Raw genomic sequence first — 26,432 nt, forward strand, 5'->3', positions numbered from 1 at the left:
GACGTCATCCATCCAAGAACCGGCGCCCCGGCCGGGCCCGCCGTCCAGCGTGTCCGGACGGCTGCTCAGCCCGTCCCGTGCCTGAGCACCGGGGTCCGGGGCGGAGCCCCGGTCACGGGAAGGGGCGGGTCCGGGAACGGAGCCCGCCGCGGGTGCCCCCCTCACGCCGACCCCCCGGTCACCCCGGCGCCGCGCCCCGCACGGGCCGCCGGCACCTCCGGGGCACCGGGGCCCACGAACGGCAGTCCTCCCGGCACCCCCGCCTCGATCAACCGCATCAACGCCCCCGTATCCGCATGCTCCTCGATCAAATCCCCCAGCCGGTCCAACTGCTCCTCCCGCAGCGCCCCGAAACTCGTGTCCGGCGCCGGCACGAACCGCCGCCCCGCAGCCGCCGCGACCTCCACCAGGAACCGGCGCCGGAACGCATCGCTCTCCAGCGAGCCGTGCCAGTGCGTGCCCCACACAGCCCCCACCCGGCACCCGTCCAGGAACGGCTCGCCGCCCCGGACATCGGCGACGCCGTGATGGATCTCGTACCCCTCCACCGGCTCCCCGAGCGCCGAACCGACCGGCCGGGCCAGGGTCTTCTCCCGGTCGAACCGGATCCGTACCGGAAGCAGTCCGAGCCCGTCGACCTGCCCGGCCCGCGACTCCACCTCGTCCTCGATGCGCTCACCGAGCACCTGGAACCCGCCACAGATGCCGAGCACCGGACGCCCCTGCGCGGCCCGCCGCAGCAGCGCGTCGGCCAGCCCCCGTTCGCGCAGCCAGGCCAGCGCCTTCACCGTGCCGCGCGTGCCGGGCACGATCACCAGGTCCGCGTCGGCCAGCTCCTCCGCCCGGTCCACGAACCGCACCACCACACCCGGTTCGGCGGCCAGCGCGTCCACATCGGTGAAGTTCGACATCAGCGGCACCGCGCACACCGCGACCCGCAGCACGTCCTCGCCGTGCGGAGGCGCGACGACCGACTCGCGTACGGCCCCGCGCAGCGAGATCCGCAGTCCGTCCTCCTCGTCGATGCCCAGGCCATGGGCGAACGGCAGCACCCCGTACGTCGGCCGCCCGGTCAGCCCGTGCAGCATGTCGAGCCCCGGCTCCAGCAGCGACACGTCGCCGCGGAACTTGTTGACCAGATAGCCCGCGATCAGCGCCTGGTCCTCGGCGCTGAGCAGCGCCGTGGTACCGAAGAAGGAGGCGAAGACACCGCCGCGGTCGATGTCGCCGACGACGACCACCGGGAACCGCGCGGCCCGCGCGATCCCCATGTTCACGATGTCGGTGCGGCGCAGATTGATCTCGGCCGGGCTGCCCGCCCCCTCGCAGATCACCGCGTCGTACGTGCCCCGAAGCTGTTCCAGACAGTCCACGACCGTGGAGAGCAGCGACTCCTGCCGTCCCCCGTGGTAGCCGCGTGCACTCATCTCGCCCACCGGCCTGCCCATCAGGACGACCTGGCTGGAGCGGTCGCTGCCGGGCTTGAGCAGTACCGGGTTCATCAGCGCGGTCGGCTCCACCCGGGCTGCCTGGGCCTGCATCGCCTGCGCACGTCCGATCTCCGCGCCCTCGCGGGTGACGAACGAGTTCAGCGACATGTTCTGCGCCTTGAACGGCGCGACCTTCACCCCCTGGCGCACCAGCCAGCGGCAGATGCCTGCCGTGACGACGCTCTTGCCCGCGTCCGACGTGGTTCCGGCGACAAGCAGTCCGCCGCTCATTTTCCGCTCCGTCCCGCGGCCGGGCGCCGCCCCGTGGACGACCGCCTCCCCGCGATCAGCCGGCCCGCCGCGCACACGCCGAGGGCCAGCACCCCCACCCGGCGCGACAGCCGCACCGCGCGCTCGATGTCCTCGGTCTCCACCGCACGGCCGGCCGTGCCGTTCAGCACCGGCCGGTGCTCGACACGGCCGCCGTACGCCAGGGTCCCGCCGAGCCGTACGCCGAGCGCGCCCGCGAACGAGGCCTCCACCGGCCCCGCGTTGGGGCTCGGGTGCTTGCCGGCGTCGGCCCGCCAGGCGCGTACCGCCCGACGTGGCTGCCCCCCGGCAACCACGGCGAGCGCGGCCGTGAGACGGGCACCGGGCCAGCCGACGACGTCGTCCAGCCGGGCCGAGGCCCAGCCGTAGCGCAGATGGCGGGGTGATTTGTGCCCGACCATGGCGTCGAGGGTGTTGACGGCCCGGAAGGCGACGAGTCCGGGCACGCCGCCCAGCGCGCCCCACACCAGCGCGCCGACCACCGCGTCGGAGGTGTTCTCGGCGACGGACTCCACCACGGCGCGGGCGATCTGCGGCCCGTCGAGGGAGTGCGGGTCGCGGCCGCACAGATGGGGGAGCCGCTCACGGGCCAGTGCGATGTCACCGGCGGCCAGCGCGCCGCCGATGGCGCGGGCCTCGCGCCCCAGCGAGGTGCCGCCGACGACCGACCAGGTGGCGGCCGCGGTGAGGGCGACGGATGCGGCGGGATGACGGCGTACGGCACGGGCGGCCAGTGCGGCTCCGCCCGCGGCCCCTCCGGCGCAGACCAGGGTGTGCAGTGCGCCCCACCCGCGGTGGTCGCGCCACAGGCGGCGCTCGACGGCTGCGGCGGCCCGTCCGAACGCGGCGACCGGATGCCGCCGGCGGGGATCACCGAGCAGCAGATCGCCGATCAGACCGGCCGTGGCGCCGTACGCGAAGATGCGGTCGGCTCGCACGGCTCAGCCGGCCGTTGCGCCTCGAAGGACCTTCGTACAGCCGGCTCCTGGTGGGAGCGGCACAGAAACGGACGACGACGCACGGCAGCCGGGCATGGCGATATGTCCTCACTCAGGGTCCGCGCCCTGGTTCGACGTGACCGGCGGCGAGAGTCTCCTGGCTCCCGGATCCGCAGTTCCCCCGGCCTTCCAACCCGCCTGCGCGAGCCGTGACTTCCGGTGTGGGGGACTGCTCCCCGGTGACAGTGGCGGGACCGCGCCGGATTCGCACCGGCTTCCTCTGCTGTCGCCGTAAATGGCTCCGGCAGTCCACCACGCTCCGCGAATGCCCGTCAACCTGGCCTTGACCTGCGGCGGCGCAGTGTGCGCAGACGCACATCGGGCCGGACACACGCGAGGTGTGTCCGGCCCGATGAGACCCCGATGACGGAGTGCGGGTTGGTGCTCAGGCGACGATCAGATAGATCCCGTACGCGACCGCGGCCGCGCAGAGCCCGAAGCAGAGGTACGCGCCGGTGCGGGCGAGTACCAGGGAGCCTGAGGTGGAGCCGCCCTGCGCCGCCGGTTCCGGCTGCTTGGAGAGGCCGACGATGCCCAGGGTGAAGAGGCCCACCAGCGCCACGGTGACGACGAGGGAGACGCCGAAGACGGAACCGAGAGCTGCCCAGTCGATGTTCATGGTGATCTGTCCTTACACCGTGGCGGGCCGCGCCGGATCGGCGACGGTTCCGGCCGGGGCCGGGATGGTGGTCTTGAGGTCCGTGTCCGCGTCCGTGGCTGCGGTCGCGTCCGCCGTCGTGGCCGCAGCCGCGGCCCCGGTGGGCGGCGGGGTGACGGCCGCCATGGCGGTGGTGATGACACCCGCCGGTTCGGCGTCGGGAGCGACATCGTCGTGACCGACCGGCTTGCGGCGGGACAGCAGCCAGATGGCGGCGGACCCGCCGATCAGCAGCATGGCGACGACGACGACACCCCAGGTGCCCTGCTTGGTGAGGAATTCCGCGCCCGCACCGACCAGACCGGCGGCCGGCAGGGTCAGACCCCAGGCGACGAACATCCGGGTCGCGGTGGACCAGCGGACCACACCGCCCCGGCGGCCCAGTCCCGCACCCATCACGGCGCCGGAGCACGACTGGGTGGTGGAGAGGGAGAAGCCGAGGTGCGAGGAGGCCAGGATGACCGTGGCCGCGCTGGTCTGGGCGGCGAAGCCCTGCGGCGGCTTGAGTTCGGTGAGGCCACTGCCCATGGTGCGGATGATGCGCCAGCCGCCGAGGTAGGTGCCGAGCGCGATGGCCATACCGGCGGAGACGATGACCCAGACCGGCGGGTTGGAGCCGGGGGAGAGAACGCCGCCGGTGACCAGGGCCAGGGTGATGATGCCCATGGTCTTCTGCGCGTCGTTGGTGCCGTGGGCGAGCGAGACCAGTCCGGCCGAGGCGATCTGGCCGGCGCGGTAGCCCTTGGCGGTGGCCTTCTCCTGGGCGTCGTTACGGACCTTGCCGCCGATCCGGTACGTCAGCCTGGTCGCCAGCAGTGCGGCGAGACCGGCGACGACCGGGGCGGCGACCGCGGGGAGCAGCACCTTGGTGACGACGGTGCCGCCGTCGACCGAGGACCAGCCCGCCGACATCACCGCGGCGCCGATGAGTCCGCCGAAGAGGGCGTGGGAGGAACTGGACGGCAGGCCGACCAGCCAGGTCAGCAGATTCCACAGAATGGCGCCGACGAGGGCCGCGAAGATGACTTCTGTCCGCAGCCCGTTCTCGTTGATGATCCCGCCGGAGATCGTTTTGGCGACCTCGATCGACAGGAACGCGCCGACCAGGTTGAGAGCGGCGGACATGGCCACCGCTGTCTTGGGTTTGAGAGCGCCGGTCGAGATGGTGGTGGCCATCGCGTTGGCGGTGTCATGGAAACCGTTCGTGAAATCGAACACTAGAGCTGTCACGATCACAATCGCGAGGAGCAGCGTGATGTGTTCCATTTACCCAGGCAATCGCTCGACGTCATTGGCTCGTGGACCGTAGGCAACCTGGGTGAACGGAAGATGAACTGGACGGGGCTCTGTGGTGACTCGAAGCGGAGTGGCGTTGATCGTTTCGACCGCCACGCGGCAGTCGGAGGCCACCGCAGGGCGTGCGGTGGCCGGAATTCGCCGCCCTCGCCCCGTCCGGTGGACCGCCGATTCCGAGGGCGAATCCGCCGGAAAATCCGACAAAGAGATGTCGGTCACCCGACGGTCTCCTGCCGCGCCCGCCCCGCTGACAGGATTCCCCCATGAGCGATCGGCATGAGGACGGAAGCGGCGCAACAGCCGCGCAGGACACACAGGATGCACACGCCGCACATGACGCACAGGACGCCGTCGAGCAGGCCTGGCACGGCGTCGTCGCCACCGCCCGCAGGACTGCGGCGGAGGGCCTGGTCGTCGGGACCTCGGGCAACGTGTCGGCGCGGGTCGGCGACCTCGTCCTGGTCACGCCGAGCGGTGTGCCCTACGACAGGCTCGGCCCCGGAGACACTGTCGCCGTCGACCTGGAGGGCCGCCAGGTCCTCGGCGACCTGACCCCGACCAGCGAACTCCCGCTCCATCTGGCGGTCTACCGCAACAGCGACGCGGCCGCCGTCGTGCACACCCACGCCGTACACGCCACGGCCGTCTCCACCCTCGTCCCCGAGGTTCCGCTCGTGCACTACGCCGCCGCCATGCTCGGCGGCCCCGTCCGCACCGCGGCCTACGCGCGGTACGGAACGCAGGAGCTGGCCGACAACATGCTGGGCGCCCTGCGCGACCGCACAGGCTGTCTGCTCCGGAACCATGGGACCGTCACCTACGGATCCACCCTCGACGAGGCCTACGACCGCACCGCCCAGCTCGAATGGATGTGCAGGCTCTGGCTCACCGCCAGCTCCGTCCCCGGCCACTCCCCGTCCCTGCTCACCCGGGCCCAGCTGGACGAGGTGCAGGACGCCCTGAAGGGGTACGGGCAGCCCGGCTGACCGGGAGGCGCGCCCGCCCGCCCTGCCACCGGACGGCCCCCGCCCACTGGCAGGGTGCGGCACACCCCCCGACACTGAAGCGGTGCGCCCGGCTACAGCGACGGCAGCAGCCGTCATCACCGTCCTCGGCGTCGGCGCGGCAGTGGTCGCGGCCGGCCGGTACGCCAGCGACGCCGCCCTCGGGCCGCCGTCCGGACGTCCCCTCCCCGCCGACCGCAAACTCACCGTGCACGCCACGGCGGCCGGACAGGTCACGCTCACCCGTTCCTTCGCCGCGCTCCGGCCCGGTACGTACGGACTGATGGGCGACGGCGTCCACGCTGTCGTCGGCCCGGTGATCGAACAGGCGCCGCACGCCGCCGATGCCGTCGTGCGCCGACTGGAACGCGTCAACAGCGGCAGCCTGGAACCCGGCACCCAGGTCCGGATCACACCCGCGCTGTACAGCGGCGACCCGGGCACAGCCCTCGGCCTCGACCACCAGGACGTCGAGATCCCCGGCGAACTCGGCTCCCTGCCCGCCTGGTTCCTGCCCGGCCCCCGGGACACCTGGGTCATCACCGTGCACGGCCTCGGCACCACCCGCGAACACCCCATGAATGTCATGAAATTCCTGCACGGGCTGCAGCTTCCGGTCCTCGACCCGGCCTATCGCGGCGACCCCGGAGCCCCGCGTTCCCCGGACGGACTCACCCACCTCGGCGAGTCCGAATGGCGCGACCTGGACGCGGTGATCCGTTTCGCCGTGCGGTACGGCGCCGAGAAGGTCGTCCTGCACGGCTGGTCCACCGGCGCCTCGATGGCCCTGCACGCGGCCGTCAATTCCGCTCTCCGCGACCGGATCTGCGGCCTCGTCCTCGACTCCCCGGTGCTCGACTGGGCCACCACGCTGCGCGCCCTGGCCACCGCCCGCGGCGTCCCGTCCGCACTGATGCCACTCGCCGTCCGCGCCGCCCAGGGCCAGACCGGACTGCACGGAGCCAGGCTCCTCGACACCTCCCTCCCGCAGGCCCTGCACGTCCCGACGCTGATCTTCCACGGCCCCGACGACACCCTGGCCCCGTGGCAACCGTCCCGCGATCTTGCCGCGCGCCGCCCCGACCTGGTCGCCCTGCACCCCGTACCGCAGGCTCCGCATGCGGCCATGTGGAATGCCGGTCCGGCCAGTTACGAAGAGGCCATGCGGCGCTTCCTCACGCCCCTGATGTGACCTGATGCGATGGATCGACCGGTTGGTCCGGCCCGGTCCACCGCGCCTTCCCCCGCGAATTCGGGTTCCGTTTGGGCTTTCGGGCCGTCAGAGGCAAGACTGCTCCCGTGACGTCCCGTACCCCGCGCGACTCCAGGCTGCGACTTGTCCGCCCGCGACCCCTTGCCACCGCCCACAAGGTCGTGACCACTCGGCGCACCAGGCCGGCCCCCCGCCCGCCCGAGGGCACCCCGCCCCGGGCGGAACTGGCCCGCCAGGCCAGGGCCGCGCTGGCCGACGCCGTACGGATCGCCCGCTGGGCCGCCGACGGCGCGAGCCCCGGCACGGCCCTGCTCGCCGCCCACGCTCTCGAACGGGCCGCGGCCGCACTGGAATTGTCCCCGGCGCAGGTGCGCTCCGGATGGGACCGGGCCCGCCTGGCCGGCCTTGTGGAGCTGCACGGCGAGACCGCACGCCCGGGCTGGCGGCTGCGTGCCTGGGACCGCGACGACTCCGCAGTGCTCCGCGGCTGGGTGGCGCTCTTCGACGCCTGGTCGCTCGTCCACCCGGCGCCGGAGGACATCGAGGCAACTGCGGTCGCCGAAGCCGTCGAGGCCGTGCCCCAGGTGCTCTCCCTCCTCCAGCTCTCGGCGGGCCCGGTCACCGTGCCCGCCCTCCTCGATCTTCTCGGCCAGCGCGTCGCGGAACTCCACGAGGAGCGCTGCGAGGTGCCGTACGGGCCGCAGGCGCTGCCCGAACCGGCCGAACCCGCCCCCACCGCACACCCCGCCGCCCTGGTGGCGCGCCTCCTCGACTGGGCCCTGGAGGGGCTGGCGGCCGTCGGCGCACTCACGCTCGGCGTCGGCCACGCCACCCTCACCCCGCTCGGCAACTGGGCGGTCTGGGTCAAGCTGGAACAGATCTGCGTCGCCGCCCAGAGCCCGGCCGGGAACATCGAGCAGTCCGCCGCCGACATGCTGCTCGGCTGCGCCCGGCTCACCCCGGGGCCTGCCCGCGCCGAGTACCGCGCCTGGCTCGCCGCCCGCCCCGTCGGCAGCGCCGTCGCCGAACTGCTCGCCGTCGCCCGCGGTGAGGACGCACTGCTGCGCGGACTCGCCTTCGAAGCGCTCCGGGTCGTCGGCGCCCCCGCCGAGCCCGTGGTGCGCTCCGTCGTCACCGATGCGTCGCTGCGCCCGTACGCACTGATCTGGCTGGCCGAGTACGACGGAGCCGACCCCGAGGACGCCCAGGAGGTCCTCAGCCGCGAGGAGTCCACCTGGCTCTGGGTCGACACGGCGGCGGCCGTTGCCGACCACGGCGAGACCGCACTGCTGGTCCGCCATCTCGACTCGGCCGTCCAGGGCACCGTCCCGGCTTTGCTCGAAGAGGTACGGGCCGTCGGCCACCCGCGCACGGTCCAGGTGCTGGTGGCGCTGGCCGCCGCCCACCCGGATCCGGCCCTGGCCAAAGCCGTCCGCCGGGCGGCGTTCCAGGTGCACACCGGCGGTGCCTGACCGACCCGCGGCCGGGGACGCGGACGCGTCGGCGCCCGTCCTCGGCCCCGGGCCGGACACGAGGTGCTCAGTCCGCGGACCCCGGGGCGTACGTCCCGAAGCTCCACACATTGCCCTCCGCGTCCCGCGCCATGTAGTCGCGCGAGCCGTAGTCCTGGTCCGTGGGCGGCATCAGGATCTCCACGCCGTGCTCCACGGCCCGGGCATGGTGCGCATCGACCTCGTCCACCACGACGTACACGCCGCTCGGCCCCGCGCCCGCCATCGCCTTGGCGAAGACCCCTTCGCGGCCCTTCGAGCCCAGCATCACCCTGCCGTTGCCGCAGGACAGCTCCGCGTGCAGCACCGTGCCGTTCTTGCCCTCGTACACCGCTTCCTCGGTGAACCCGAGGCCCTCCGTGAGCGTCTTGATCGCGGCCTTGGCGTCGTCGTACAGAATCGTCGGATAGATCGTCGGAACCCCGGCCGATGCGCCTGCCATGGCGCTCACCCCATTTCGCACTCCGCTTGACCCTCTGCTGTGATCTGCGTCTCAGTCTTTCACCGGCCACTGACAACGGCCCGGACCGGCTCAGCGGAAGGTGTTGCAGTCGGCCATGTCGCCGCTGCGGAAGCCGGTGGTGAACCACTGCTGGCGCTGCGCGGCCGAACCGTGCGTCCAGGACTCGGGGGTGACCCGGCCCTGGAACCTCTCCTGGATCCGGTCGTCGCCCACCGCCGCGGCCGCGTCGAGCCCGTCCCGGATGTCCGCCGGCGTCAGCGAGGTGATCAGCGGCCGACCGGTCGACTCGTCGGGCGTGGTCGTCGCGTGGTGCGCCCAGACCCCGGCGTAGCAGTCGGCCTGCAGCTCCACCTTCACCGCGTTGCTGTTCGAGCCCGTCCGGCCGTCCTGCGACCGGCTCAGCGTCCCCATCCGGTCCTGCACATGGTGGCCGTACTCGTGCGCGACGACGTACGCCTCGGCGAACGGGCCGCCGCTCGATCCGAACTTCGTCCGCAGCTCGTCGAAGAACCCCAGGTCCAGATAGACCTGCCGGTCGCCCGGACAGTAGAACGGCCCGACCGCCGAGGTCGCGGCACCACAGGCGGTGCCGATCCGGTCGGTGAACAGAACCGTCTTCGCGTCCGGGTACCGCGCGCCCCGCCGGGCGAACTCCTGGCGCCAGAAGTCCTGCACGCTGTTGACGACCGCGACGGTCCGGCAGTCGTCCCGGGTGTTCGCGTCCTGGCCGGTCCGGCAGCTCTGCTCGACCTGCGCCGCCGAGGACGCGGTGGCCGTCGTACCCGAGTCGCCCGACGAAAGACCCAGCTGGTCGGGGCCGACACCGAAGAACAGCCCCAGGATCAGCGCGATGACACCGATGATGCCGCCGCCCACCGTGGCCTTGCCGCCCGGGATCCGGCTGCCGCGCACATCCCGGACCTCGGACGTGTCCAGATCGGCGTCGTCGTCGAACTGCATGGGGCACCACTCCCTGCTCCGGCCGCGGCTGCCTCACCGCCCTTCGCCGAGTATCGGACAGTTCATCCGCACCTGCCCCTTTTTGGTAACAGGGCGCAGTGGGCCGGAAGCACTGGGCGAGCGCCGGGCGGTCCCGGTGGGGCAGCGGCGCCAGCACGCGGAAAAGCAGTTGCACACCGCCAGTAGACTGACCCCTATGGCAATTCTCCTTGTGCACTAGACGGCGTCGAGATAACTCCGCCCGTCGTCCCGCCCGCCGTCCATACCGCCCTGGAGTTTTACCCGTGATCACCGCTTCCGGCATCGAGCTGCGTGCCGGCGCCCGCATCCTCATCGAGTCCGCCTCCTTCCGCATCGCCAAGGGCGACCGCATCGGTCTCGTCGGCCGCAACGGGGCGGGCAAGACCACCCTCACCAAGTGCCTCGCAGGCGAAGGTGTGCCCGCCGGCGGCACCATCGCCCGCTCCGGCGAGGTCGGCTACCTCCCGCAGGACCCGCGCACCGGCGACCTCGAAGTCCTCGCCCGAGACCGCATCCTCTCCGCCCGCGGTCTCGACGAGATCCTGCGCAAGATGCGTGAGAACGAGGACCGGATGGCGAACGGCAAGGGCGCCACCCGCGAAAAGGCCATGAAGAAGTACGAGCGGCTGGAGACGGAGTTCCTCACCAAGGGCGGTTACGCCGCCGAGGCCGAGGCCGCCACCATCGCCGCCGCGCTCAGCCTGCCCGACCGGGTGCTCGGACAGCCGCTCCACACGCTCTCCGGCGGTCAGCGCCGCCGCGTCGAGCTGGCACGCATCCTCTTCTCGGACGCCGACACCCTGCTCCTCGACGAGCCGACCAACCACCTCGACGCCGACTCGATCGTCTGGCTGCGCGACTACCTGAAGAGCTACCGCGGCGGCTTCATCGTGATCTCCCACGATGTCGACCTCGTCGAGACGGTCGTCAACAAGGTCTTCTACCTCGACGCCAACCGCTCGCAGATCGACGTCTACAACATGGGCTGGAAGCTCTACCAGCAGCAGCGCGAGGCCGACGAGAAGCGCCGCAAGCGCGAGCGTCAGAACGCCGAGAAGAAGGCCGCGGCCCTCAACTCGCAGGCCGACAAGATGCGCGCCAAGGCCACCAAGACCGTCGCCGCGCAGAACATGGCCAAGCGCGCCGAGCGGCTGCTCTCCGGCCTGGAGGCCGTCCGGGTCTCGGACAAGGTCGCCAAGCTGCGCTTCCCCGAGCCCTCGCCGTGCGGCAAGACCCCCCTGATGGCGGAGGGGCTTTCCAAGTCCTACGGCTCGCTCGAAATCTTCACCGATGTGGATCTCGCCATCGACAAGGGCTCCCGCGTCGTCATCCTCGGCCTCAACGGTGCAGGCAAGACCACCCTGCTCAGGCTCCTCGGCGGCGCCGAGAAGCCGGACACCGGCGAGGTCATCGAGGGCCACGGGCTCAAGCTCGGTTACTACGCGCAGGAGCACGAGACCCTCGACCCGGAGCGCTCCGTCCTGGAGAACATGCGCTCCGCCGCCCCGGACCTCGATCTCGTCGAGGTCCGCAAGACGCTGGGTTCGTTCCTCTTCTCCGGCGACGACGTCGACAAGCCGGCCGGGGTGCTCTCCGGCGGTGAGAAGACCCGTCTCGCGCTGGCGACCCTGGTGGTCTCCTCCGCCAATGTGCTGCTCCTCGACGAGCCGACGAACAACCTCGACCCGGCCAGCCGCGAGGAGATCCTCGGCGCGCTGCGCACGTACAAGGGCGCGGTCGTTCTCGTCACGCACGACGAGGGTGCGGTCGAGGCGCTCCAGCCCGAGCGGATCATCCTGCTGCCGGACGGCGTCGAGGACCTGTGGGGCGCGGACTACCGGGACCTGGTCGCACTGGCCTGATCCACTTCGACTGGATCATTCGGCCCAGACGTGATCCATCATCTGTGTGAGGACCTCTCATACCTCGGCGCGGCGCCCGGCAGATACCTGCCGGGCGCACCCATGTGGGGCTGAAGCCCCCCGTACGGCCCTGACCTGGCCGTTCATCTCGGAGCCGCGGCCACCTGCCCCCATCGCCCTCCGGAACCTCGGATTCCGGTTGTGATGGCGTATTCCCGGGGTGCCAAACCGGTTGTACGGACCTTGCCGAATGGGTGGCCAGGAAGCCCGCGAGGGGTGATCATGAGAGTCCAGAGCGCACTTCCCATGAGGAGGCACGGGTGGCCGAGACTCTGAAGAAGGGCAGCCGGGTTACCGGCGCCGCGCGCGACAAGCTCGCGGCAGACCTGAAGAAGAAGTACGACTCCGGTGCGAGCATCCGGGCGTTGGCCGAAGAGACCGGCCGCTCCTACGGATTCGTCCACCGGATGCTCAGCGAGTCCGGAGTCACGCTGCGAGGGCGTGGCGGAGCAACACGGGGCAAGAAGGCCGCCGCGGCCTGACGGCCGTCGGCGGATCGGGACACGTCGCAGGACGGACGCGTTCCGAGGGCTCACCGGTTTCGGCGGTGGCCACCCGGTAGATCGCGTGATCGACCGGGTGGTTACTGTTCAGTCACTTAGCTCGACATGCTGACTGCACCCGATCCCGGAGGCGCCCCATGACCTCGCTCGACTCTGTGCTCGACCAGGACGGCGTACGACTCACCGTCGATGACGCGGTTGCCACAGTGACCCTCACCAACCCGGCCAAGCGCAACGCTCAGTCCCCCGCTCTGTGGCGGGCGTTGACGGCGGCCGGAAGGGCACTGCCCGGCAGCGTGCGGGTCGTCGTGCTGTGCGGCGAGGGGAAATCCTTCTCCGCCGGCCTCGACCGGCAGGCGTTCACCCCTGAGGGGTTCGACGGTGAGCCGTCGTTCCTGGACCTGGCGCGCGGCTCGGAGTCCGATCTCGACGCGACCATCGCCGAGTACCAGGAGGCGTTCACCTGGTGGCGCCGCAACGACATCGTGTCGATCGCGGCCGTCCAGGGTCATGCCATCGGTGCCGGCTTCCAGCTCGCCCTCGCCTGCGATCTGCGGATCGTCGCCGAGGACGTGCAGTTCGCCATGCGCGAGACCAGCCTGGGCCTGGTCCCGGACCTCACCGGTACGCACCCTCTGGTGAACCTGGTGGGGTATGCCCGTGCGCTCGAAATCTGCGCCACCGGCCGCTTCGTATACGCGGAGGAGGCCGAGCGCACCGGCCTCGCCAACCTCGTCGTCCCCGCCGACCAGCTCGACGCGGCGGCCCGCGACCTGTCCGCAGCACTGCTGGCGGCCCCGCGCGACGCCGTCATCGAGACCAAGGCGCTGCTGAGCGGTGCCGTCTCGCGTACGTACGAGGACCAGCGCACCGCCGAACGCGCGGCGCAGGGCCGCCGGCTGCGCGACCTGGCGGGCGTCACCGACTGAGAGCACGGCACCGGCCGGGCGACGAGCCGCCCGGCCGCCCCTCTCAGTCCTCCTCCACCACCGCGGTGACCAGCACGGTGACCGGCGGATGCCCGTCCACGGCATCCGACACCGCCGTGCGCACCGCCAGCGCCACGTCGAGTGCCCGGTGGTCCCCGGACGTCGCCAGTTCGACCCGCACATGGTCCGGGCCCGTATGTACCGCGCTGCCCAGCACCCGGGTCAGTGTCGCGACGCCGGGGACCCCGGCGGCCGCGGTTCCCGCCACACCCTCCGGCTCCGTTCCACGCACCGCGGACGGCTCCGGTGCCGGCCGTTCGGGGACCGTGTCCAGCAGCTCCGTCACCCGTAGGTCCACCTCGCCGACCACCAGGCCCAGTCGCTGTGCGGCGGCTGTCAGCAGCGCCGAGCGCAGTGCGGCAGCGGCGGTGGGCAGCGGCCGGTCGGCCGTTGCCGACATCGTCGCCTCGATCCGCAGCGGCCCGGGCGGCAGCGCACTGGGCGGGGCCGGCAGCGCCGGGTCCGGGGCGGACTCGGGATCCGCCACCGCGATCCGTACCTCACCGAGCACCGGGCCGGGGCCGGGCGCGCCCGCCGTCCGGCGCAGCACCGCGACGGCGGCCCGCTCCGAGATCCACGCGCCGTCCGCCGGACCGCCCAGAGGGAGCAACCGGCCCAGGCCGAGCCTCTGCCGTACCGCAGCTGTCCATCCGTCGGCCCTGTGCGGGCTGTCAGCCGTCGTCATTGCCCCAGCCTGCCGCATCCACGGCGCGAGACGGGGCAAGCGCACTTAATGTGGGCAACGAAGTCCGACCCTGCCCTGAAGGGAAGTGTGGCGATGACCGACACCCCACAGCGGAACCGGCCCGAGACCCCCGACCACGCGACGGGGGACGACAGCAGAAGGAGCCCGCTGACCAAGCGCGGTGGGGGAGATCCCGCCACCCGTGGCCGTACCACCATCGCCGACGGTGTGGTCGAGAAGATCGCCGGCATGGCGGCGCGCGACGTGGTCGGTGTCCATGCGATGGGAAGCGGCCTCTCCCGTACCTTCGGCGCGGTGCGCGACCGGGTCCCCGGCGGCGGCAAGTCCGTGACCCGCGGCGTCAAGGCCGAGGTCGGCGAGTCGCAGACCGCCCTCGATCTGGAGATCGTCGTCGACTACGGCGTTTCGATCTCCGATGTCGCCCGTGACGTGCGGGAGAACGTCATTGCGGCGGTCGAACGGATGACCGGCCTCGAAGTCGTCGAGGTCAATATCGCGGTCAGCGATGTGAAGCTGCCTGACGAGGAGGACGAGGACCAGTCCGAGCCACGTCTCCAGTAGGCCTCCCACCCGAGGCAGTTGAGGAGCGCACGATGAGCATGGCTGTGGTCGGCCTGGTGGCCGGCATGGCGCTCGGGTTCGCCGGTTACTTCGGCGGATTCGGGGCCTTTCTGCTGGTCGCGGCCTTGGGAGCGGTCGGCTTTATCGCTGGTCGCTTCCTCGACGGCGATCTGGAACCCGGCGACTTCTTCCGGAGTCGCGAGCGCGGCGACCGACGGCGGTGACGGCGTTGTCGGGGGTACTCGGCCGGATCCCCGCCGCGGAACGCGGGGAGACCAGGATCGCCGACCGGGTGGTCGCGAAGATCGCCGCACAGGCGGCGAAGGAGGCGATCGACGAGCCGCCGAAGGAGGGTGCGTCCCCGCGTGCCACCGTCACGGTGCACCGTGACACCGCACGGGTACGGGTCAGTCTGGAGCTCGGATACCCCGGCGACATCGGCCACCAGTGCGGTGCCGTGCGTCGGCGGGTCATCGAACGGGTAAGGGCGTTGGCGGGGATGGAAGTGCCCGAAGTGGCCGTACAGGTCGAGCGTCTGCACCCCGCGGGAGTGAGCGCCGCGGTACAGGGGAGGATCCGATGACCGAACCCCAGGACCCGGGGAACAGCACGAAGCGCCTGCCCACCGTCGACCCTGTGGAACACGGCGGAGCGGTGGCCCTGGACCAGTCGGCCTCCGCCGCCTCGTACGACCCGGCGCCGACGAAGGAAGGCGGCGGCAGCGCCGGCCGCTTCTGGTCCGCGCGCCGCATCCCCGCCGGCCTCGTCGCACTGGTGGTCCTCGGCGGCGCCGGCCTGCTGCTGTACGACGTGGCGGCGGTACGGGCCGACCATCCGGCGATGCGGTGGCGCCGCTCGCTCGCCGACGAACTGGCACAACGCCCGCTGAACAACGTGTGGGTGCTGGTCGGAGCGGGGGTCGCCATGGCGATCGGCCTGTGGCTCATCGTCCTCGCCGCCACACCCGGTCTGCGCGACCTGCTGCCGATGCGCCGCGACCGACCCGATGTACGGGCCGGGCTCGACCGGACCGCCGCCGCCCTGGTCCTGCGCGACCGGGCGGTGGAGGTGTCCGGCGTGCAGTCGGTGCGGGTCCGGATGGGGCGTGCCAAGGTCGCGGTGCGCGCCGTGTCGCACTTCCGTGAACTCGACGACGTACGGGCCGACTTGGACACCGTACTGACAACGGGCATCGACGAACTGGGCCTGGCGAAGCCGCCGAGCCTGTCGGTGCATGTCCGCCGTCCGGCCAAGAAGGGGTGACCGCGGTGCTCAGTACCGTCAACCGGGTACTGCTCGGGCTCGCCGGCCTGGTGCTGATCTGTGGCGGCGGCGGGGTACTCGCCGCCGGGCTCGGTCTCTCCGTACCGTCCTGGTGGCCGTGGGACGGCAGGACCGATGTGCTGCTCTCCCGGGCAGACCGGGACCGCTGGCGCGCCGACAGCTGGTGGTGGCCGACCGTCATCGTGGTCCTCGCCGTGCTGGTCGTCCTCGCGCTGTGGTGGTTTTTCGCCCAGCTCCGCCGCGCCCGCCTCGCCGAGGTGCTGGTCGAGAGCGGTGACGGCGAGGGGGCGCTGCTGCGCGGCCGGGCCCTGGAGGACGTGCTCGCCGGGGAGGCGGGGACGCTGGACGGGGTGGCCCGTGCTCAGGTGATGCTGGTCGGCCGGCGCAGTTCGCCGCAGGCCCGGATCAGGCTGCTGATGGAACCGCACGCGGCACCGGGCGAGGCGCTCGGCCGCCTCACGGACGAGGCACTGGCCCATGCGCGGGACTCGGCGGGGCTGGCGCAGCTACCGGCCGAGGTACGGCTGCGGGCCGTCAAACACCGTGCAGAGCGCGTGAGTTGACAGCGTGGGCGTCCGGCGGCGCACAATCGTGCCCGTCGAGGGGGTCTCCCGTGCCCTTGAGGGCGTGGGAGAGCTCGAGGACAGGATCGGCCACCGGACGGCCCCGGCGCCCGCTCAGAACCCGTGCCGTACACCGCCGTCCACGGGCACCATGATCCCGGTCAGATACGACGCCGCGGGCGACAGCAGGAACGCCGCCGTCCGGCCGAACTCCTGCGGCGTGCCGTACCGGCGCAACGGAATGCGCGCCTCGGCCGCCGCACGGGATGCCTCCGCGTCACCGGACAGCGCGTCCAGCTCACGCACCCGGTCCGTGTCGATCCGGGCCGGCAGTACGCCCACCACGCGGATGCCCCGCGGGCCGAGCTCGTCGGCCAGGGACTTGGCGAATCCGGCCAGGCCCGGTCGCAGACCGTTCGAAATGGTCAGTCCGGCGATCGGCTCATGGACCGAGCCGGACAGCACGAAACCGATCACCCCGCCCTCGCCGAGTGCCGCGGCCGCAGTACGGGCCAGCCGTACCGCACCCAGGAACACCGAATCGAATGCCGACTGCCACTGCTCGTCCGTGTTGTCCGCGACGAAGCCGGGGGCGGGCCCACCGACGCTGATCAGTATGCCGTCGAGCCGCCCGAACCGCTCATGGGCGGCGTCCACCAGCCGCTGCGCGGCGGCGGGCGCCGCATTGTCGGCGGCGAGGCCGACGACGTCCGGCCCCAGTTCGGCGGCGGCCGCCTCGACCCGCTTCTCGTCACGGCCGGTGATGATCACCTTCGCGCCGTCCGCCACCAGCTCCCGCGCCGTGGCGTTGCCCAGCCCCCGGGTCGCGCCGGTGACGATGTACACACGGTCCTTCAATTCAAGATCCATGGCCCCTATCCTGCCGTCTCGGCCTCCAGCATGTCCTCCCCGGTCAGCGCGACCGCGGTGCCCACCAGTCCGATGTGGCTGAATGCCTGCGGGAAATTGCCCAGCTGCCGCCGCGCCACGGTGTCGTACTCCTCGGCGAGCAGCCCGACATCGTTGCGGAGCGCGAGAAGCCGCTCGAAGAGTTCGGTGGCCTCCGCGGCGCGCCCGGTCAGGCGCAGCGCGTCCGCCAGCCAGAACGAGCACGCCAGGAACGCCCCTTCGCCCCCCGGCAGCCCGTCGATGGAGACACCCTCCGTGCTGTAGCGACGGACCAGACCGTCGCTGCCCAGCTCGTCCCGGACCGCGTCGACCGTGCCGACGAGTCGCGGATCGTCCGGCGGCAGGAATCCGGTCCGGGCGATCAGCAGCGTCGCGGCGTCCAGGTCCCGGGAGCCGTAGGACTGCGTGAACGTGTTCCGTACCGGGTCGTACCCCTTCTCGCACACCTCCCGGTGCACGGCGTCCCGCATCACCCGCCACCGTTCGGCGTCCCCGGCCAGCGACGGGTTCGCCTCCAGGGTGCGCACCGCGCGGTCGGCGGCGACCCAGGCCATCACCTTCGAGTGCACGAAGTGGCGGCGCTGGCCGCGGATCTCCCAGAGCCCCTCGTCCGGCTCGCGCCAGGTGGACTCCAGGAACCCGAGCAGGCTGAGCTGCAGGCTCCAGGCGTGCGGTTGATCGGCCAGGCCGGCCTCGCGCGCGAGCCGGAGCGAGTCGATGACCTCTCCGTACACATCGAGCTGCCGTTGCCGGACCGCCGCGTTGCCGATCCGGACCGGGCTGGAGTTCTCGTATCCGCTCAGCCACGGCAGCTCCGCCTCGGGCAGCCGCCGTTCGCCCGACAGGCCGTACATGATCTGCAGGTCGGCGGGGTCCCCGGCGACGGCGCGCAGCAGCCAGTCCCGCCAGGCGGCGGCCTCCCCCACGTAGCCGGCCGAGAGCAGCGCGTTGAGCGCCAGGGTGGAGTCCCGCAGCCAGCAGAAGCGGTAGTCCCAGTTCCGTACGCCGCCGATCTCCTCCGGCAGCGATGTGGTGGGGGCGGCCACGATGCCGCCGGTCGGGGCGAAGGTGAGCGCCTTGAGGGTGATCAGCGAGCGGATCACGGATTCCCGGTACGGGCCCCGGTACTTGCAGCGGGCCGACCACTCGGCCCAGTCGGAAAGGGTGTTCTTCAGCGCCTCGTGCGGATCGACGAGATCGGGGCGCGGCGAGTGCGAGGGGTGCCAGGTCAGTACGAACGCCACCTGCTCGCCCTCGGAGACGCTGAACGACGAGCAGGTGGAGAACTCCTGGCCCCATGTCTTGACCGGTGGCTCGCTGCGCAGCCAGACCGAGTCGGGTCCGGCGACCGCCACCCGGTGGCCCTGCGAGCGGCGCACCCACGGCACGATGGAGCCGAAGTCGAAGCGCAGCCGGATCACCGATGTCATGTCGACGGTGCCGCTGATCCCCTCGACGATCCGCATGACATCGGGTTCCTGGTCACGCTGCGGCATGAAGTCGATGACCTTGACGGTGCCGGTGCGGGTCTCCCAGAACGTCTCCAGGACGAGGGAGTCACCCACGTAGCCGCGCCGGGTGCAGACGTCCGCGCCTTTCGGGGCGATGCGCCAGTGGCCGTTGTCGTCGTCGCCGAGCAGGGCGGCGAAGCAGGCGCCCGAGTCGAAGCGGGGCAGACAGAGCCAGTCCACAGAACCGTTCCTGCCGACCAGGGCGGCTGTCTGCAGATCGCCGATGAGGGCGTAGTCCTCGATGCGTGGGGTCACGTTCTGCCGTGTTCCCGAACCGGGGCCTCGCTAAGCAGCCGATGTCCCACGGGCGGCCGCAGACTCCTGCCGCGGAACCGGTCCAGCGGCCACCGGTCGAGCTGTCGCGGGCACCGTGTCAGGCCGTCGCCGGCTCGGGCTTCTCCGGTTCCGACTCCGGCTCTCCCGAGGCTTCAGCCTTGGCCGCGGCCTCCACCCGGTCGCGCTTCTCGCGCCGGGCCAGCACCACATATCCGACCGGTACGCCCGCGGCGAACAGCCACCACTGGACCGCATACGCCATGTGCGGACCGATGGAGCTGTCGTCGGGGGCCTCGATCAGCTCGGGGACGTCGCCGGCCGGTTCGGGCCCGGTCTGCTCGATGTAGCCGCCGAGGACCGGCCGGGAGAGCGCCTTGGCCTGCTGGGCGCTGTTGATCAGCATCACCTGGCGGTCCGGCAGGTCCGACAGGTCCTTGATGCCGCTTGTTCCCGTCGTCTCGTCGGCCTTGAGCCGCCCCGTGACGGTCACCTCGCCCTTGGGTACGGCCGGGACGTCCGGGAACGCGCGCTGGTCGTCGGCGGCGGGGACCCAGCCGCGGTTGATCAGGACCGTACCGCCGCCCGTGAGGTCGAGCGGGATCAGTACGTGGAAACCGATGCTTCCGTCGGTGGAGGTCCGGCGGCGCACGACGACCTCGTGCTCCGTGTCGTACGTCCCCGTGGCCGTCACCGCACGCCAGTAGTCGGAGCGCGGGATCGTGTGACCCGGGGAGGTGAGCGTGGCGACCGGAACCGGTTTCGCCTTGAGGTTGTGCGAGATCAGAGTGTTCTGCGCCACCCGGTGCTCATGCCGGTGCAGCTGCCAGAAGCCCAGCTCGACCATCGTGGGAATGAGGACGAGGGTGAGGAGGGCGAGGATCAGCCACTGCCGGGTCAACAGGAAGCGGTACACCCCACGACGGTACAACTGCGTCATGGGGTGCATCGCGGAGGGGGTGGCGGAACGGGCCGTCCGGCCGGTGGTCAGACTTTGTCGATGATGCCCACCTTCCCCTCGGCCCGGGCGCAGTGACCGCCGCAGAACCAGTGCCCGTCCACCTCGACACCCTGGCCGATGACCTGGACCCGGCAGTGCTCACAGATGGGCGCCATCCGGTGAATGGCGCAGGAGAAACAGTCGAAGACATGCACCGCGCCCTGCGCGTGCACCTCGAACGACATGCCGTAGTCGTTTCCGCAAACTTCACAACGTGCCATGCGCCACAGGGTGGGACGCGGGGGCGCCGGGCGGCGAGCGGCAGACGGGCGAGTCGCCCCCGGTTCACTCCGATGACGGCGTCGGCAGGGCGGGAGCCACGGGGGCCCCCGTCGTCGTCGACACCTGTGCCACATCCCGCAGCAGATGGGTGAAGGCGCCCTCGTCCACGATCGGTGTGCCGAACGCCTTTGCCTTCACCGTCTTCGATGTCGACGCGTCGGGGTCGTTGGTGACCAGCAGGCTGGTCAGCCGGGAGACGCTGGTCGCCACATGCAGCCCGGCCTCGATCGCCCGGTCCTCCAGCAGCTCACGGTCGATGGAGGTGTCCCCGGAGAACGCCACTCGCATGCCCTGCATGAGCGGTTTGTCCTTGTCGTACCGCCCCGGGTTCGGATACGGGCAGGCCGGCCGCTTGCGCGAAGGGCGCCAGCTGTTCTGGCCGCCGTACGACGGCTGGTGGCCGACCCGCGGGGTGACCGGGGAATCCGACCACTCGGTCAGCGGGCGGCACTCCAGCAGCGGCAGCCGCACCCCGTCGCGCGCCGCGGCATGCAGGCTCGGCCGGAACGCCTCGGCCAGCACCCGGGCATCGTCCAGCGCGTGGTGCGCACGCTGCTGTACGACTCCGAAGTGCGCGGCCAGCGACTGCAGCTTGTGGTTGGGCAGCGGCAGCCGGAGCTCCTTGGAGAGCGCGATGGTGCAGAGCCGGTGCTCGACCGGGGCGACGACCGCGGCGCGCGCGTACTCCCGGGCCAGCATCGACCAGTCGAAGGCGGCGTTGTGCGCGACGAGCACGCGGCCCGCGAGCCGCTCGGACAGCTCGGCGGCGACTTCCGGGAAGAGCGGGGCACCCTCCAGGACATCACTGGTCAGGCCGTGGATCCAGACGGGGCCGGGGTCCCGCTCCGGGTTGACGAGGGTGTACCAGTGGTCCTCGACGTTGCCCTGCGCGTCCAGCCGGTAGACGGCAGCGGACACTATCCGGTCGTCCCGGGCGAGTCCCGTGGTCTCCACGTCGACGACCGCGTACCCCTGTGGGTAGGCGGTCGGCCACGGTGCTGCGGTCTGGCGGTCGTCGAGCATGGTCACAGAGAATACGGGCCTGGACTGACAGCCCCCCATCCGGGAGCGTTCTGTTCGAGCCGCCCGGCCAGGGGCCGGCTAGCTTCCACCGGTGGCGAGCAGTCCGTTGACCAGTGCCCGCATCGACGTTGTGAACAGTCGTTCCTGGTCGGCGGGGATGGCGAGCGCGCGGGCCAGCGCCGGGTCGTGCTCGGCCGTGACCGCGTCCCAGAGATCACCCTCGCCGGGGGACTGGACCGGGGAGCGTTCCCGGTTGCGTTCGACGAGCAGGAAGCCGACGGTCTGGAACTGCACCGCCCGTACCGCGTCGGCGGCCCGTGCCCCGCGCAGCCCCGCGGCGTGCATCTCGTGGACGAGGGCCTGCTGCGCGGGCAGGAACATCCGCTCCGTGAGACCGCGTTCATGGACCATCGCGATCAGGTGGGGGCGGGCGCGCAGTTCGCGGCGCAGACCCCGGGCGACGGAGACGATCCGGGCCACCGGGGTCCGTCCGGCCGGCCGGACGGCGCCCATCTCCCGGACGGTGCGCTCCACCAGGGCGTCGAGCAGCGACTCGCGATTGCCGACATGCCAGTAGATCGAGGTGACCGCCGTGCCCAGCTCGGCGGCCAGCTTGCGCATGGTGAGGGCCTCCGGGCCGTGCTGCCGCACCAGGGCGGCAGCGGCCTCCAGAACCTCTTCGCGGGTCAGCGACGATCGAGCCACAGTGCTTCCAGCCCTTCGAACTCCGTTACACGCATGCCTATTTACCCTTCATTCGCGCCGGTGTAACTGTGTTACAGAACCCGGGCACGGACAACCGAGAAGGGTGGTACGTCCATGGCACGTGTACGGTACGGCGCGCGCACCGACGCCGAGATCGCGACGGCCCGCACAGCCCGCTCCAAGCTCCCCGACATCTGGTCCACCGGGGTGGTCGCCGTCTGGGAGAGCGACCCCGACGCGGTGGCGGCGGTCCTGCCACCGCCTCTCAAACCCGCCGAACGCCCGCTCGTCCGCGCCGCCATCAGCAAGGTCGACCTCCCTGGATATCCGCTCGGCGCGGGCTCCGTCGCCGTCTCCGCCGTCCACGACGGACGCGAGGGCTGGTATCCGCTCGTCATGCCGATGACCCACGAGCGGGCACTGATCGGCGGCCGTGAGGTCTTCGGCGAACCGAAGAAGCTGGGTGAGGTGACCGTCGAGCGCGACGGACCCGTCGTCCGGGCCGCGCTCGCCCGGCACGGCATCGCGTTCGTCGAGATACGCGGCGCGATCGGCGAGCAGCTGCCGCTGCCCGAACCGGCGGAGAAACTCGACTTCTACTTCAAGTTCCTGCCCGCCGTGGACGGTGAGGGCTTCGACGCCGATCCCGTACTGATCCACTGCATCCGCCACGAGAAGGTCCGCAAGCTGGAGCGGATCTCGGGCGATGTGGTGCTGCGCGAGTCGATGTACGACCCGGTCGCCGACCTCCCCGTACGCCGGCTGATCGATCTGACCATCGGCGAGAAGACCAGCGACCAGCGGGGCAGGGCCGTCGAGCGGGTGAGCGCCGAGGCGCTGCTGCCGTACATCCACCAGCGCTACGACGACCCGCAGCAGATCCACGACGGCCCGCCGCAGGGGAGTGCCCGATGAGGCTGGGGGAGGGGCAGGTCGCCGTCGTCACCGGCGCCGCGAGCGGCATCGGGCTCGCGATGGCCCGCAGGTTCGCGGCCGAGGGACTGAAGGTCGTCCTCGCCGACGTGGAGGAGGGCGCGCTCGACAAGGCGGCGGGGGAGCTGCGCGAGGACGGTGCGCAGGTGCTGGCGCGGGTGGTCGACGTCAGCGAGCGGGACTCCGTCCAGGCCCTCGCCGACGCCGCGTACGACACCTTCGGCGCCGTCCATGTGCTGTGCAACAACGCGGGCGTCGGCTCCGGTGCCGAGGGCCGGATGTGGGAGCACGAGCCGAACGACTGGAAGTGGGCGTTCGCCGTCAATGTGTGGGGCGTCTTCCACGGCATCCAGGCCTTCGTGCCCCGGATGATCGAGGGCGGCGAGCCCGGCCGGGTCGTCAACACCTCGTCCGGCGACGGCGGCATCGCCCCGCTGCCGACCGCCTCCGTCTACGCGGTCACCAAGTCCGCCGTCGTCACGATGACCGAGTCGCTCTACGCGCATCTGAAGGCGGAGGGCGCGGCCGTCGGCGCCTCGGTGCTCTTCCCCGGCCCGCACATGCTCCGTACCGGACTGTGGGAGTCGCACCGCAACCGGCCCGAGCGGTACGCCAAGGAGCGGCCGCGCCGGACCCCGTACCGCAGCCTCGACCAGTGGGAGTCCGCCATGAGGGCGGCGGGCCACGAGGTCGAGTTCACCCCGGTGGAGGAGGTCGCGGGCACGGTCGTGGACGGAATCCGCGCCGACCGCTTCTGGCTGCTGCCGCCGAGCGAGCACAGCGACCGGCAGATCCGCGCCAGGTCGCAGTCGATGCTGGACCGGGCGAACCCGTCGTACCTGGAGAGCTTCATACTCGACTGAGGGGCGAGCGATGACCGACCCGTATCTGATCATCTCCTCCGACTGCCACGCCGGACTGCCCACCGAGGAGTACCGGCCCTATCTGGACGCCCGCTTCCACCGGGAGTTCGACGACTTCCTCGACGGGCGCGACCGCCGCCGTGAGGAGATGACCCGCCTCGGCGTACGCAACGAGGCCTTCGCCGACAAGTGGTTCCACGACAACGAGGAAGGTCTGAGGGGCGGTTGGGACGCCGCACAGCGGCTCAAGGAGCTCGACGGCGACGGGGTGGCGGCCGAGGTCGTCTTCCCGGACGCGGACGCCGTCGACAGCCGGACCGCCGCTCCGTTCGGCGTCGGCCTCGGCCTTTCCGGCGACCAGGACCCGGAACTCGGCATGGCCGGCGCGCAGGCCCACAACCGGTGGCTCGCCGACTTCGTCTCGCAGAACCCCGAACGGCACTGCGGAGTCGCCCTGTTGCCCGTCACGGGCGAGGTCGACCGTGTCGTCGCCGAGATCCACCGGGCCAAGGAGTCCGGTCTCGGGGCGCTGATGATCCCCTCCATGTGGGTGGACAAGGCCCCGTACCACGACCGCCGTTACGACCCCGTGTGGGCGGCCGCCGCCGAGACGGGGATGCCGGTCGTCACCCACTCCGGCGCCGCACCGCGCCACGAGTACGGCGACCACCTGGGGATCTACGTCTCCGAGGTCACCTGGTGGCCGTCCCGCCCGCTCTGGTTCCTGCTCTGGTCGGGCGCCTTCGAACGCCACCCGGGGCTGAGGTTCGGCGTCGCCGAGTCGGGCTGCTGGTGGCTGCCGAACCTGCTCTGGTTCATGGACCGGCTCTATCTGGGCGCCCACGGCGGAAAGAAACTCTCGCCGTTCGCCGAGCTGAAGCGGCCCCCGCACGAGTACCTGGACCGCCAGGTCTTCATCTGCGCCACCAATACCAAGCGCCGCGAGCTCGCCCAGCGGTACGAGATCGGTGTCGACAACATCCTGTGGGGCAGCGACTTCCCGCACCCCGAAGGCACCTGGCCGAACACCGCCGGCTGGCTGCGCACCACCTTCCACGACATCCCGGTGGCCGAGACCCGCCGGATGCTGGGACTCACCGCCGCCGAGGTCTTCGGCTTCGACACGGCGAAGCTCGCGCCGATCGCCCGGCGCATCGGCCCGACCCCGCAGGAGCTGGGCCAGAGCGCCGACCAGACGGCGGCCGAAGCGTCCTGGGCACGCTCGCGCGAGGTCGGCCGGCACTGGCTGACCGACCACGACTTCCCGGTCCTGGGGGTCGGCTGATGTCCCGCGAGCGCTACACCGTCATCTCCGCCGACTGTCACGCGGGCGCCGACCTCCTCGACTACAGGCCGTACCTGGAGTCCAGGTACCACGACGATTTCGACGCCTGGGCGGCCGGCTACGTCAATCCGTACGCGGACCTCCTCGCCGACACCGCCGACCGCAACTGGAACTCCGCACGCCGCCTCGCCGAGCTGGCGGCGGACGGCATCGTCGCGGAGGTCGTCTTCCCCAACACCATCCCCCCGTTCTTCCCCTCGGCCTCCCTGATGGCTCCCGCTCCCTCGCCGGAGGAGTACGAACAGCGCTGGGCGGGCCTGCGCGCCCACAACCGCTGGCTCGCCGACTTCTGCGCCGACGCACCCGGCCGGCGGGCGGGCGTCGCACAGATCCTCCTCAACGACCCGGCGGAGGCGGTCCGCGAGGTCCGCCGCACCAAGGAGGCAGGGCTCACCGGCGGCATCCTGCTGCCCGGAACCCCGCCGGGATCCGGCATCCCGGAGCTGTACTCCCAGGTGTACGACCCGCTGTGGGCGGTCTGCGAGGAGCTGGACGTACCGGTGAACCACCACGGCGGATCGGCCTCCCCGCCACTCGGCGACGAACCCGCGGCGCGCGCCGTCTTCATGGTGGAGACGACCTGGTTCTCCCACCGGGCGCTGTGGCACCTGATCTTCGGCGGGGCCTTCCGCCGCCACCCCGGACTGAAACTGGTCCTCACCGAACAGGGATCCGGCTGGATCCCGGGCGTCGTCGAGATGCTCGACTACTACCACGGCCGCCTGGTCGCTGCGGCCTCCCGGACATCCACCGCCGAATCCAAGTTCGGTGCGGGGCTTGCTGCTTCGATGGGAGCGAGTCCCGGCGAGGTCTGGCGCGACAACTGCTTCGTCGGCGCCAGCTTCATGCGCCCCCACGAGGTGCCGCTGCGCGACCGGATCGGCCTCGACAAGATCATGTGGGGCAGCGACTACCCGCACGACGAGGGCACCGCCCCCTATTCACGGGAGGGCCTGCGGATCGCGTACGCCGGACTCCCGCCCGACGAGATCGCGGCGATGGTCGGCGGTAACGCGGCCCGCGTCTACGGCTTCGACCTGGCCGCACTCGACCGCATCGCCGCGACGACCGGCCCGACGGTCGACGAGATCGCCGAGCCCCTGAAGGAGGCCCCGGCCGACGCGACCAGCCCGGCCTTCGCGCCGGGCGGGTCGGTCCGCGTGTGGTGACGGGGCG

At 71.6% G+C, this 26,432-nt stretch carries 28 protein-coding genes and 1 riboswitch; of the genes, 15 read left to right on the forward strand and 13 right to left on the reverse strand.

Translation table 11 applies throughout. From position 1 onward, the window contains the following. Positions 1–161: 161 nt before the first annotated feature. The 4 genes from OHA88_RS33995 to OHA88_RS34010 all read right to left on the reverse strand — a co-directional run bounded on the left by OHA88_RS33995 (position 162) and on the right by OHA88_RS34010 (position 4,682). Positions 162–1,721, reverse strand: coding sequence for a cobyric acid synthase (locus tag OHA88_RS33995; protein WP_328628312.1), 1,560 nt, complete (start codon positions 1,719–1,721; stop codon positions 162–164). Beyond that, entirely contained in the window at positions 1,718–2,698 is a 981-nt protein-coding gene (locus tag OHA88_RS34000; protein ID WP_328628313.1) for a cobalamin biosynthesis protein, read from the reverse strand. The genes OHA88_RS33995 and OHA88_RS34000 overlap by 4 nt, the downstream gene beginning before the upstream one ends. 150 nt (positions 2,699–2,848) lie before the next feature. Further along, positions 2,849–2,979, reverse strand: a riboswitch (cobalamin riboswitch). 164 nt (positions 2,980–3,143) lie between these two features. Next, positions 3,144–3,377 (reverse strand): hypothetical protein, encoded by a 234-nt coding sequence (locus OHA88_RS34005; protein ID WP_328628314.1) that lies wholly within the window; start codon positions 3,375–3,377, stop codon positions 3,144–3,146. A 12-nt stretch (positions 3,378–3,389) separates the two neighbouring features. Beyond that, positions 3,390–4,682 (reverse strand): inorganic phosphate transporter, encoded by a 1,293-nt coding sequence (locus tag OHA88_RS34010; RefSeq protein ID WP_328628315.1) that lies wholly within the window; start codon positions 4,680–4,682, stop codon positions 3,390–3,392. Positions 4,683–4,975: 293 nt separating this feature from the next. On the opposite strand from OHA88_RS34010, the gene OHA88_RS34015 reads away from it, so the two are divergent. The 3 genes from OHA88_RS34015 to OHA88_RS34025 all read left to right on the forward strand — a co-directional run bounded on the left by OHA88_RS34015 (position 4,976) and on the right by OHA88_RS34025 (position 8,401). Further along, positions 4,976–5,698 (forward strand): class II aldolase/adducin family protein, encoded by a 723-nt coding sequence (locus OHA88_RS34015; RefSeq protein WP_328628316.1) that lies wholly within the window; start codon positions 4,976–4,978, stop codon positions 5,696–5,698. 82 nt (positions 5,699–5,780) lie between these two features. After that, positions 5,781–6,908 carry an alpha/beta hydrolase gene (locus OHA88_RS34020; protein ID WP_328628317.1) on the forward strand — a complete coding sequence of 376 codons (1,128 nt, stop codon included), beginning with the start codon at positions 5,781–5,783 and terminating at the stop codon, positions 6,906–6,908. A gap of 182 nt (positions 6,909–7,090) precedes the next feature. Continuing rightward, complete coding sequence (locus OHA88_RS34025; RefSeq protein ID WP_030920059.1) at positions 7,091–8,401, forward strand: hypothetical protein; 1,311 nt, start codon at positions 7,091–7,093, stop codon at positions 8,399–8,401. 67 nt (positions 8,402–8,468) lie between these two features. Here the strand turns inward: OHA88_RS34025 and OHA88_RS34030 are convergent, their stop codons facing one another. Both OHA88_RS34030 and ypfJ read right to left on the reverse strand, forming a co-directional pair. Then, positions 8,469–8,882 (reverse strand): VOC family protein, encoded by a 414-nt coding sequence (locus OHA88_RS34030; RefSeq protein ID WP_267005852.1) that lies wholly within the window; start codon positions 8,880–8,882, stop codon positions 8,469–8,471. 90 nt (positions 8,883–8,972) lie between these two features. Beyond that, positions 8,973–9,863 (reverse strand): KPN_02809 family neutral zinc metallopeptidase, encoded by an 891-nt coding sequence (ypfJ, locus tag OHA88_RS34035; protein ID WP_328628318.1) that lies wholly within the window; start codon positions 9,861–9,863, stop codon positions 8,973–8,975. Positions 9,864–10,147: 284 nt separating this feature from the next. On the opposite strand from ypfJ, the gene OHA88_RS34040 reads away from it, so the two are divergent. From OHA88_RS34040 to OHA88_RS34050, 3 genes are all read left to right on the forward strand, one after another. Next, a complete protein-coding gene (locus tag OHA88_RS34040) occupies positions 10,148–11,746 on the forward strand; it encodes an ABC-F family ATP-binding cassette domain-containing protein (RefSeq protein WP_328628319.1) in 1,599 nt (532 codons plus the stop codon). 320 nt (positions 11,747–12,066) lie between these two features. Further along, on the forward strand, positions 12,067–12,288 hold the full coding sequence (locus tag OHA88_RS34045; protein WP_007263382.1) for a helix-turn-helix domain-containing protein: 222 nt from the start codon (positions 12,067–12,069) through the stop codon (positions 12,286–12,288). A 158-nt stretch (positions 12,289–12,446) separates the two neighbouring features. Then, a complete protein-coding gene (locus OHA88_RS34050; RefSeq protein WP_328628320.1) occupies positions 12,447–13,238 on the forward strand; it encodes an enoyl-CoA hydratase/isomerase family protein in 792 nt (263 codons plus the stop codon). A gap of 43 nt (positions 13,239–13,281) precedes the next feature. Here the strand turns inward: OHA88_RS34050 and OHA88_RS34055 are convergent, their stop codons facing one another. Further along, the gene (locus tag OHA88_RS34055; RefSeq protein ID WP_267005856.1) at positions 13,282–13,983 is read right to left on the reverse strand and encodes a hypothetical protein; all 702 of its coding nucleotides are present in this window, start codon (positions 13,981–13,983) and stop codon (positions 13,282–13,284) included. A gap of 93 nt (positions 13,984–14,076) precedes the next feature. Between OHA88_RS34055 and OHA88_RS34060 the strand changes: the two genes are divergently transcribed. The 5 genes from OHA88_RS34060 to amaP are packed head-to-tail and all read left to right on the forward strand — an operon-like array spanning position 14,077 to position 16,412. Next, a complete protein-coding gene (locus OHA88_RS34060) occupies positions 14,077–14,565 on the forward strand; it encodes an Asp23/Gls24 family envelope stress response protein (protein WP_267005857.1) in 489 nt (162 codons plus the stop codon). Positions 14,566–14,597: 32 nt separating this feature from the next. Next, positions 14,598–14,789 (forward strand): hypothetical protein, encoded by a 192-nt coding sequence (locus tag OHA88_RS34065; RefSeq protein ID WP_030920082.1) that lies wholly within the window; start codon positions 14,598–14,600, stop codon positions 14,787–14,789. A gap of 5 nt (positions 14,790–14,794) precedes the next feature. Beyond that, positions 14,795–15,148: a hypothetical protein gene (locus OHA88_RS34070; protein ID WP_328628321.1), complete on the forward strand. Its 354-nt coding sequence runs from the start codon at positions 14,795–14,797 to the stop codon at positions 15,146–15,148. Beyond that, the gene (locus OHA88_RS34075) at positions 15,145–15,828 is read left to right on the forward strand and encodes a DUF6286 domain-containing protein (RefSeq protein ID WP_328628322.1); all 684 of its coding nucleotides are present in this window, start codon (positions 15,145–15,147) and stop codon (positions 15,826–15,828) included. Before OHA88_RS34070 ends, OHA88_RS34075 begins: the two co-directional genes overlap by 4 nt. A gap of 5 nt (positions 15,829–15,833) precedes the next feature. Continuing rightward, positions 15,834–16,412 carry an alkaline shock response membrane anchor protein AmaP gene (gene amaP / locus OHA88_RS34080; RefSeq protein WP_389725806.1) on the forward strand — a complete coding sequence of 193 codons (579 nt, stop codon included), beginning with the start codon at positions 15,834–15,836 and terminating at the stop codon, positions 16,410–16,412. 114 nt (positions 16,413–16,526) lie between these two features. On the opposite strand, the gene OHA88_RS34085 is transcribed toward amaP, so the two are convergent. From OHA88_RS34085 to OHA88_RS34110, 6 genes are all read right to left on the reverse strand, one after another. Further along, the gene (locus tag OHA88_RS34085) at positions 16,527–17,282 is read right to left on the reverse strand and encodes an SDR family oxidoreductase (RefSeq protein ID WP_328628323.1); all 756 of its coding nucleotides are present in this window, start codon (positions 17,280–17,282) and stop codon (positions 16,527–16,529) included. 5 nt (positions 17,283–17,287) lie between these two features. Next, entirely contained in the window at positions 17,288–19,087 is a 1,800-nt protein-coding gene (locus tag OHA88_RS34090) for a glycoside hydrolase family 15 protein (RefSeq protein ID WP_328628324.1), read from the reverse strand. 118 nt (positions 19,088–19,205) lie between these two features. Beyond that, on the reverse strand, positions 19,206–20,021 hold the full coding sequence (locus tag OHA88_RS34095; protein WP_328629857.1) for an SURF1 family cytochrome oxidase biogenesis protein: 816 nt from the start codon (positions 20,019–20,021) through the stop codon (positions 19,206–19,208). A gap of 71 nt (positions 20,022–20,092) precedes the next feature. Then, positions 20,093–20,326 carry a hypothetical protein gene (locus OHA88_RS34100; RefSeq protein WP_078852816.1) on the reverse strand — a complete coding sequence of 78 codons (234 nt, stop codon included), beginning with the start codon at positions 20,324–20,326 and terminating at the stop codon, positions 20,093–20,095. 64 nt (positions 20,327–20,390) lie between these two features. After that, positions 20,391–21,416, reverse strand: coding sequence for a DEDDh family exonuclease (locus tag OHA88_RS34105; protein WP_328628325.1), 1,026 nt, complete (start codon positions 21,414–21,416; stop codon positions 20,391–20,393). 72 nt (positions 21,417–21,488) lie between these two features. Further along, positions 21,489–22,115 carry a TetR/AcrR family transcriptional regulator gene (locus tag OHA88_RS34110; RefSeq protein WP_328628326.1) on the reverse strand — a complete coding sequence of 209 codons (627 nt, stop codon included), beginning with the start codon at positions 22,113–22,115 and terminating at the stop codon, positions 21,489–21,491. A gap of 114 nt (positions 22,116–22,229) precedes the next feature. Between OHA88_RS34110 and OHA88_RS34115 the strand changes: the two genes are divergently transcribed. Genes OHA88_RS34115 through OHA88_RS34130 form a run of 4 tightly spaced genes read left to right on the forward strand, consistent with a single transcriptional unit; the run spans position 22,230 to position 26,425 of the window. Beyond that, positions 22,230–23,030 carry an acetoacetate decarboxylase family protein gene (locus OHA88_RS34115; RefSeq protein ID WP_328628327.1) on the forward strand — a complete coding sequence of 267 codons (801 nt, stop codon included), beginning with the start codon at positions 22,230–22,232 and terminating at the stop codon, positions 23,028–23,030. After that, the gene (locus OHA88_RS34120; protein WP_313936639.1) at positions 23,027–23,911 is read left to right on the forward strand and encodes an SDR family NAD(P)-dependent oxidoreductase; all 885 of its coding nucleotides are present in this window, start codon (positions 23,027–23,029) and stop codon (positions 23,909–23,911) included. The genes OHA88_RS34115 and OHA88_RS34120 overlap by 4 nt, the downstream gene beginning before the upstream one ends. Positions 23,912–23,921: 10 nt before the next feature. Next, positions 23,922–25,196, forward strand: a complete 1,275-nt coding sequence (locus OHA88_RS34125) for an amidohydrolase family protein (protein WP_328628328.1) — start codon at positions 23,922–23,924, stop codon at positions 25,194–25,196. After that, positions 25,196–26,425, forward strand: coding sequence for an amidohydrolase family protein (locus OHA88_RS34130; protein ID WP_267005868.1), 1,230 nt, complete (start codon positions 25,196–25,198; stop codon positions 26,423–26,425). Before OHA88_RS34125 ends, OHA88_RS34130 begins: the two co-directional genes overlap by 1 nt. Positions 26,426–26,432 lie beyond the last annotated feature (7 nt).

It is taken from the genome of Streptomyces sp. NBC_00353, assembly GCF_036108815.1.
In the GTDB taxonomy this organism is placed as follows: domain Bacteria; phylum Actinomycetota; class Actinomycetes; order Streptomycetales; family Streptomycetaceae; genus Streptomyces.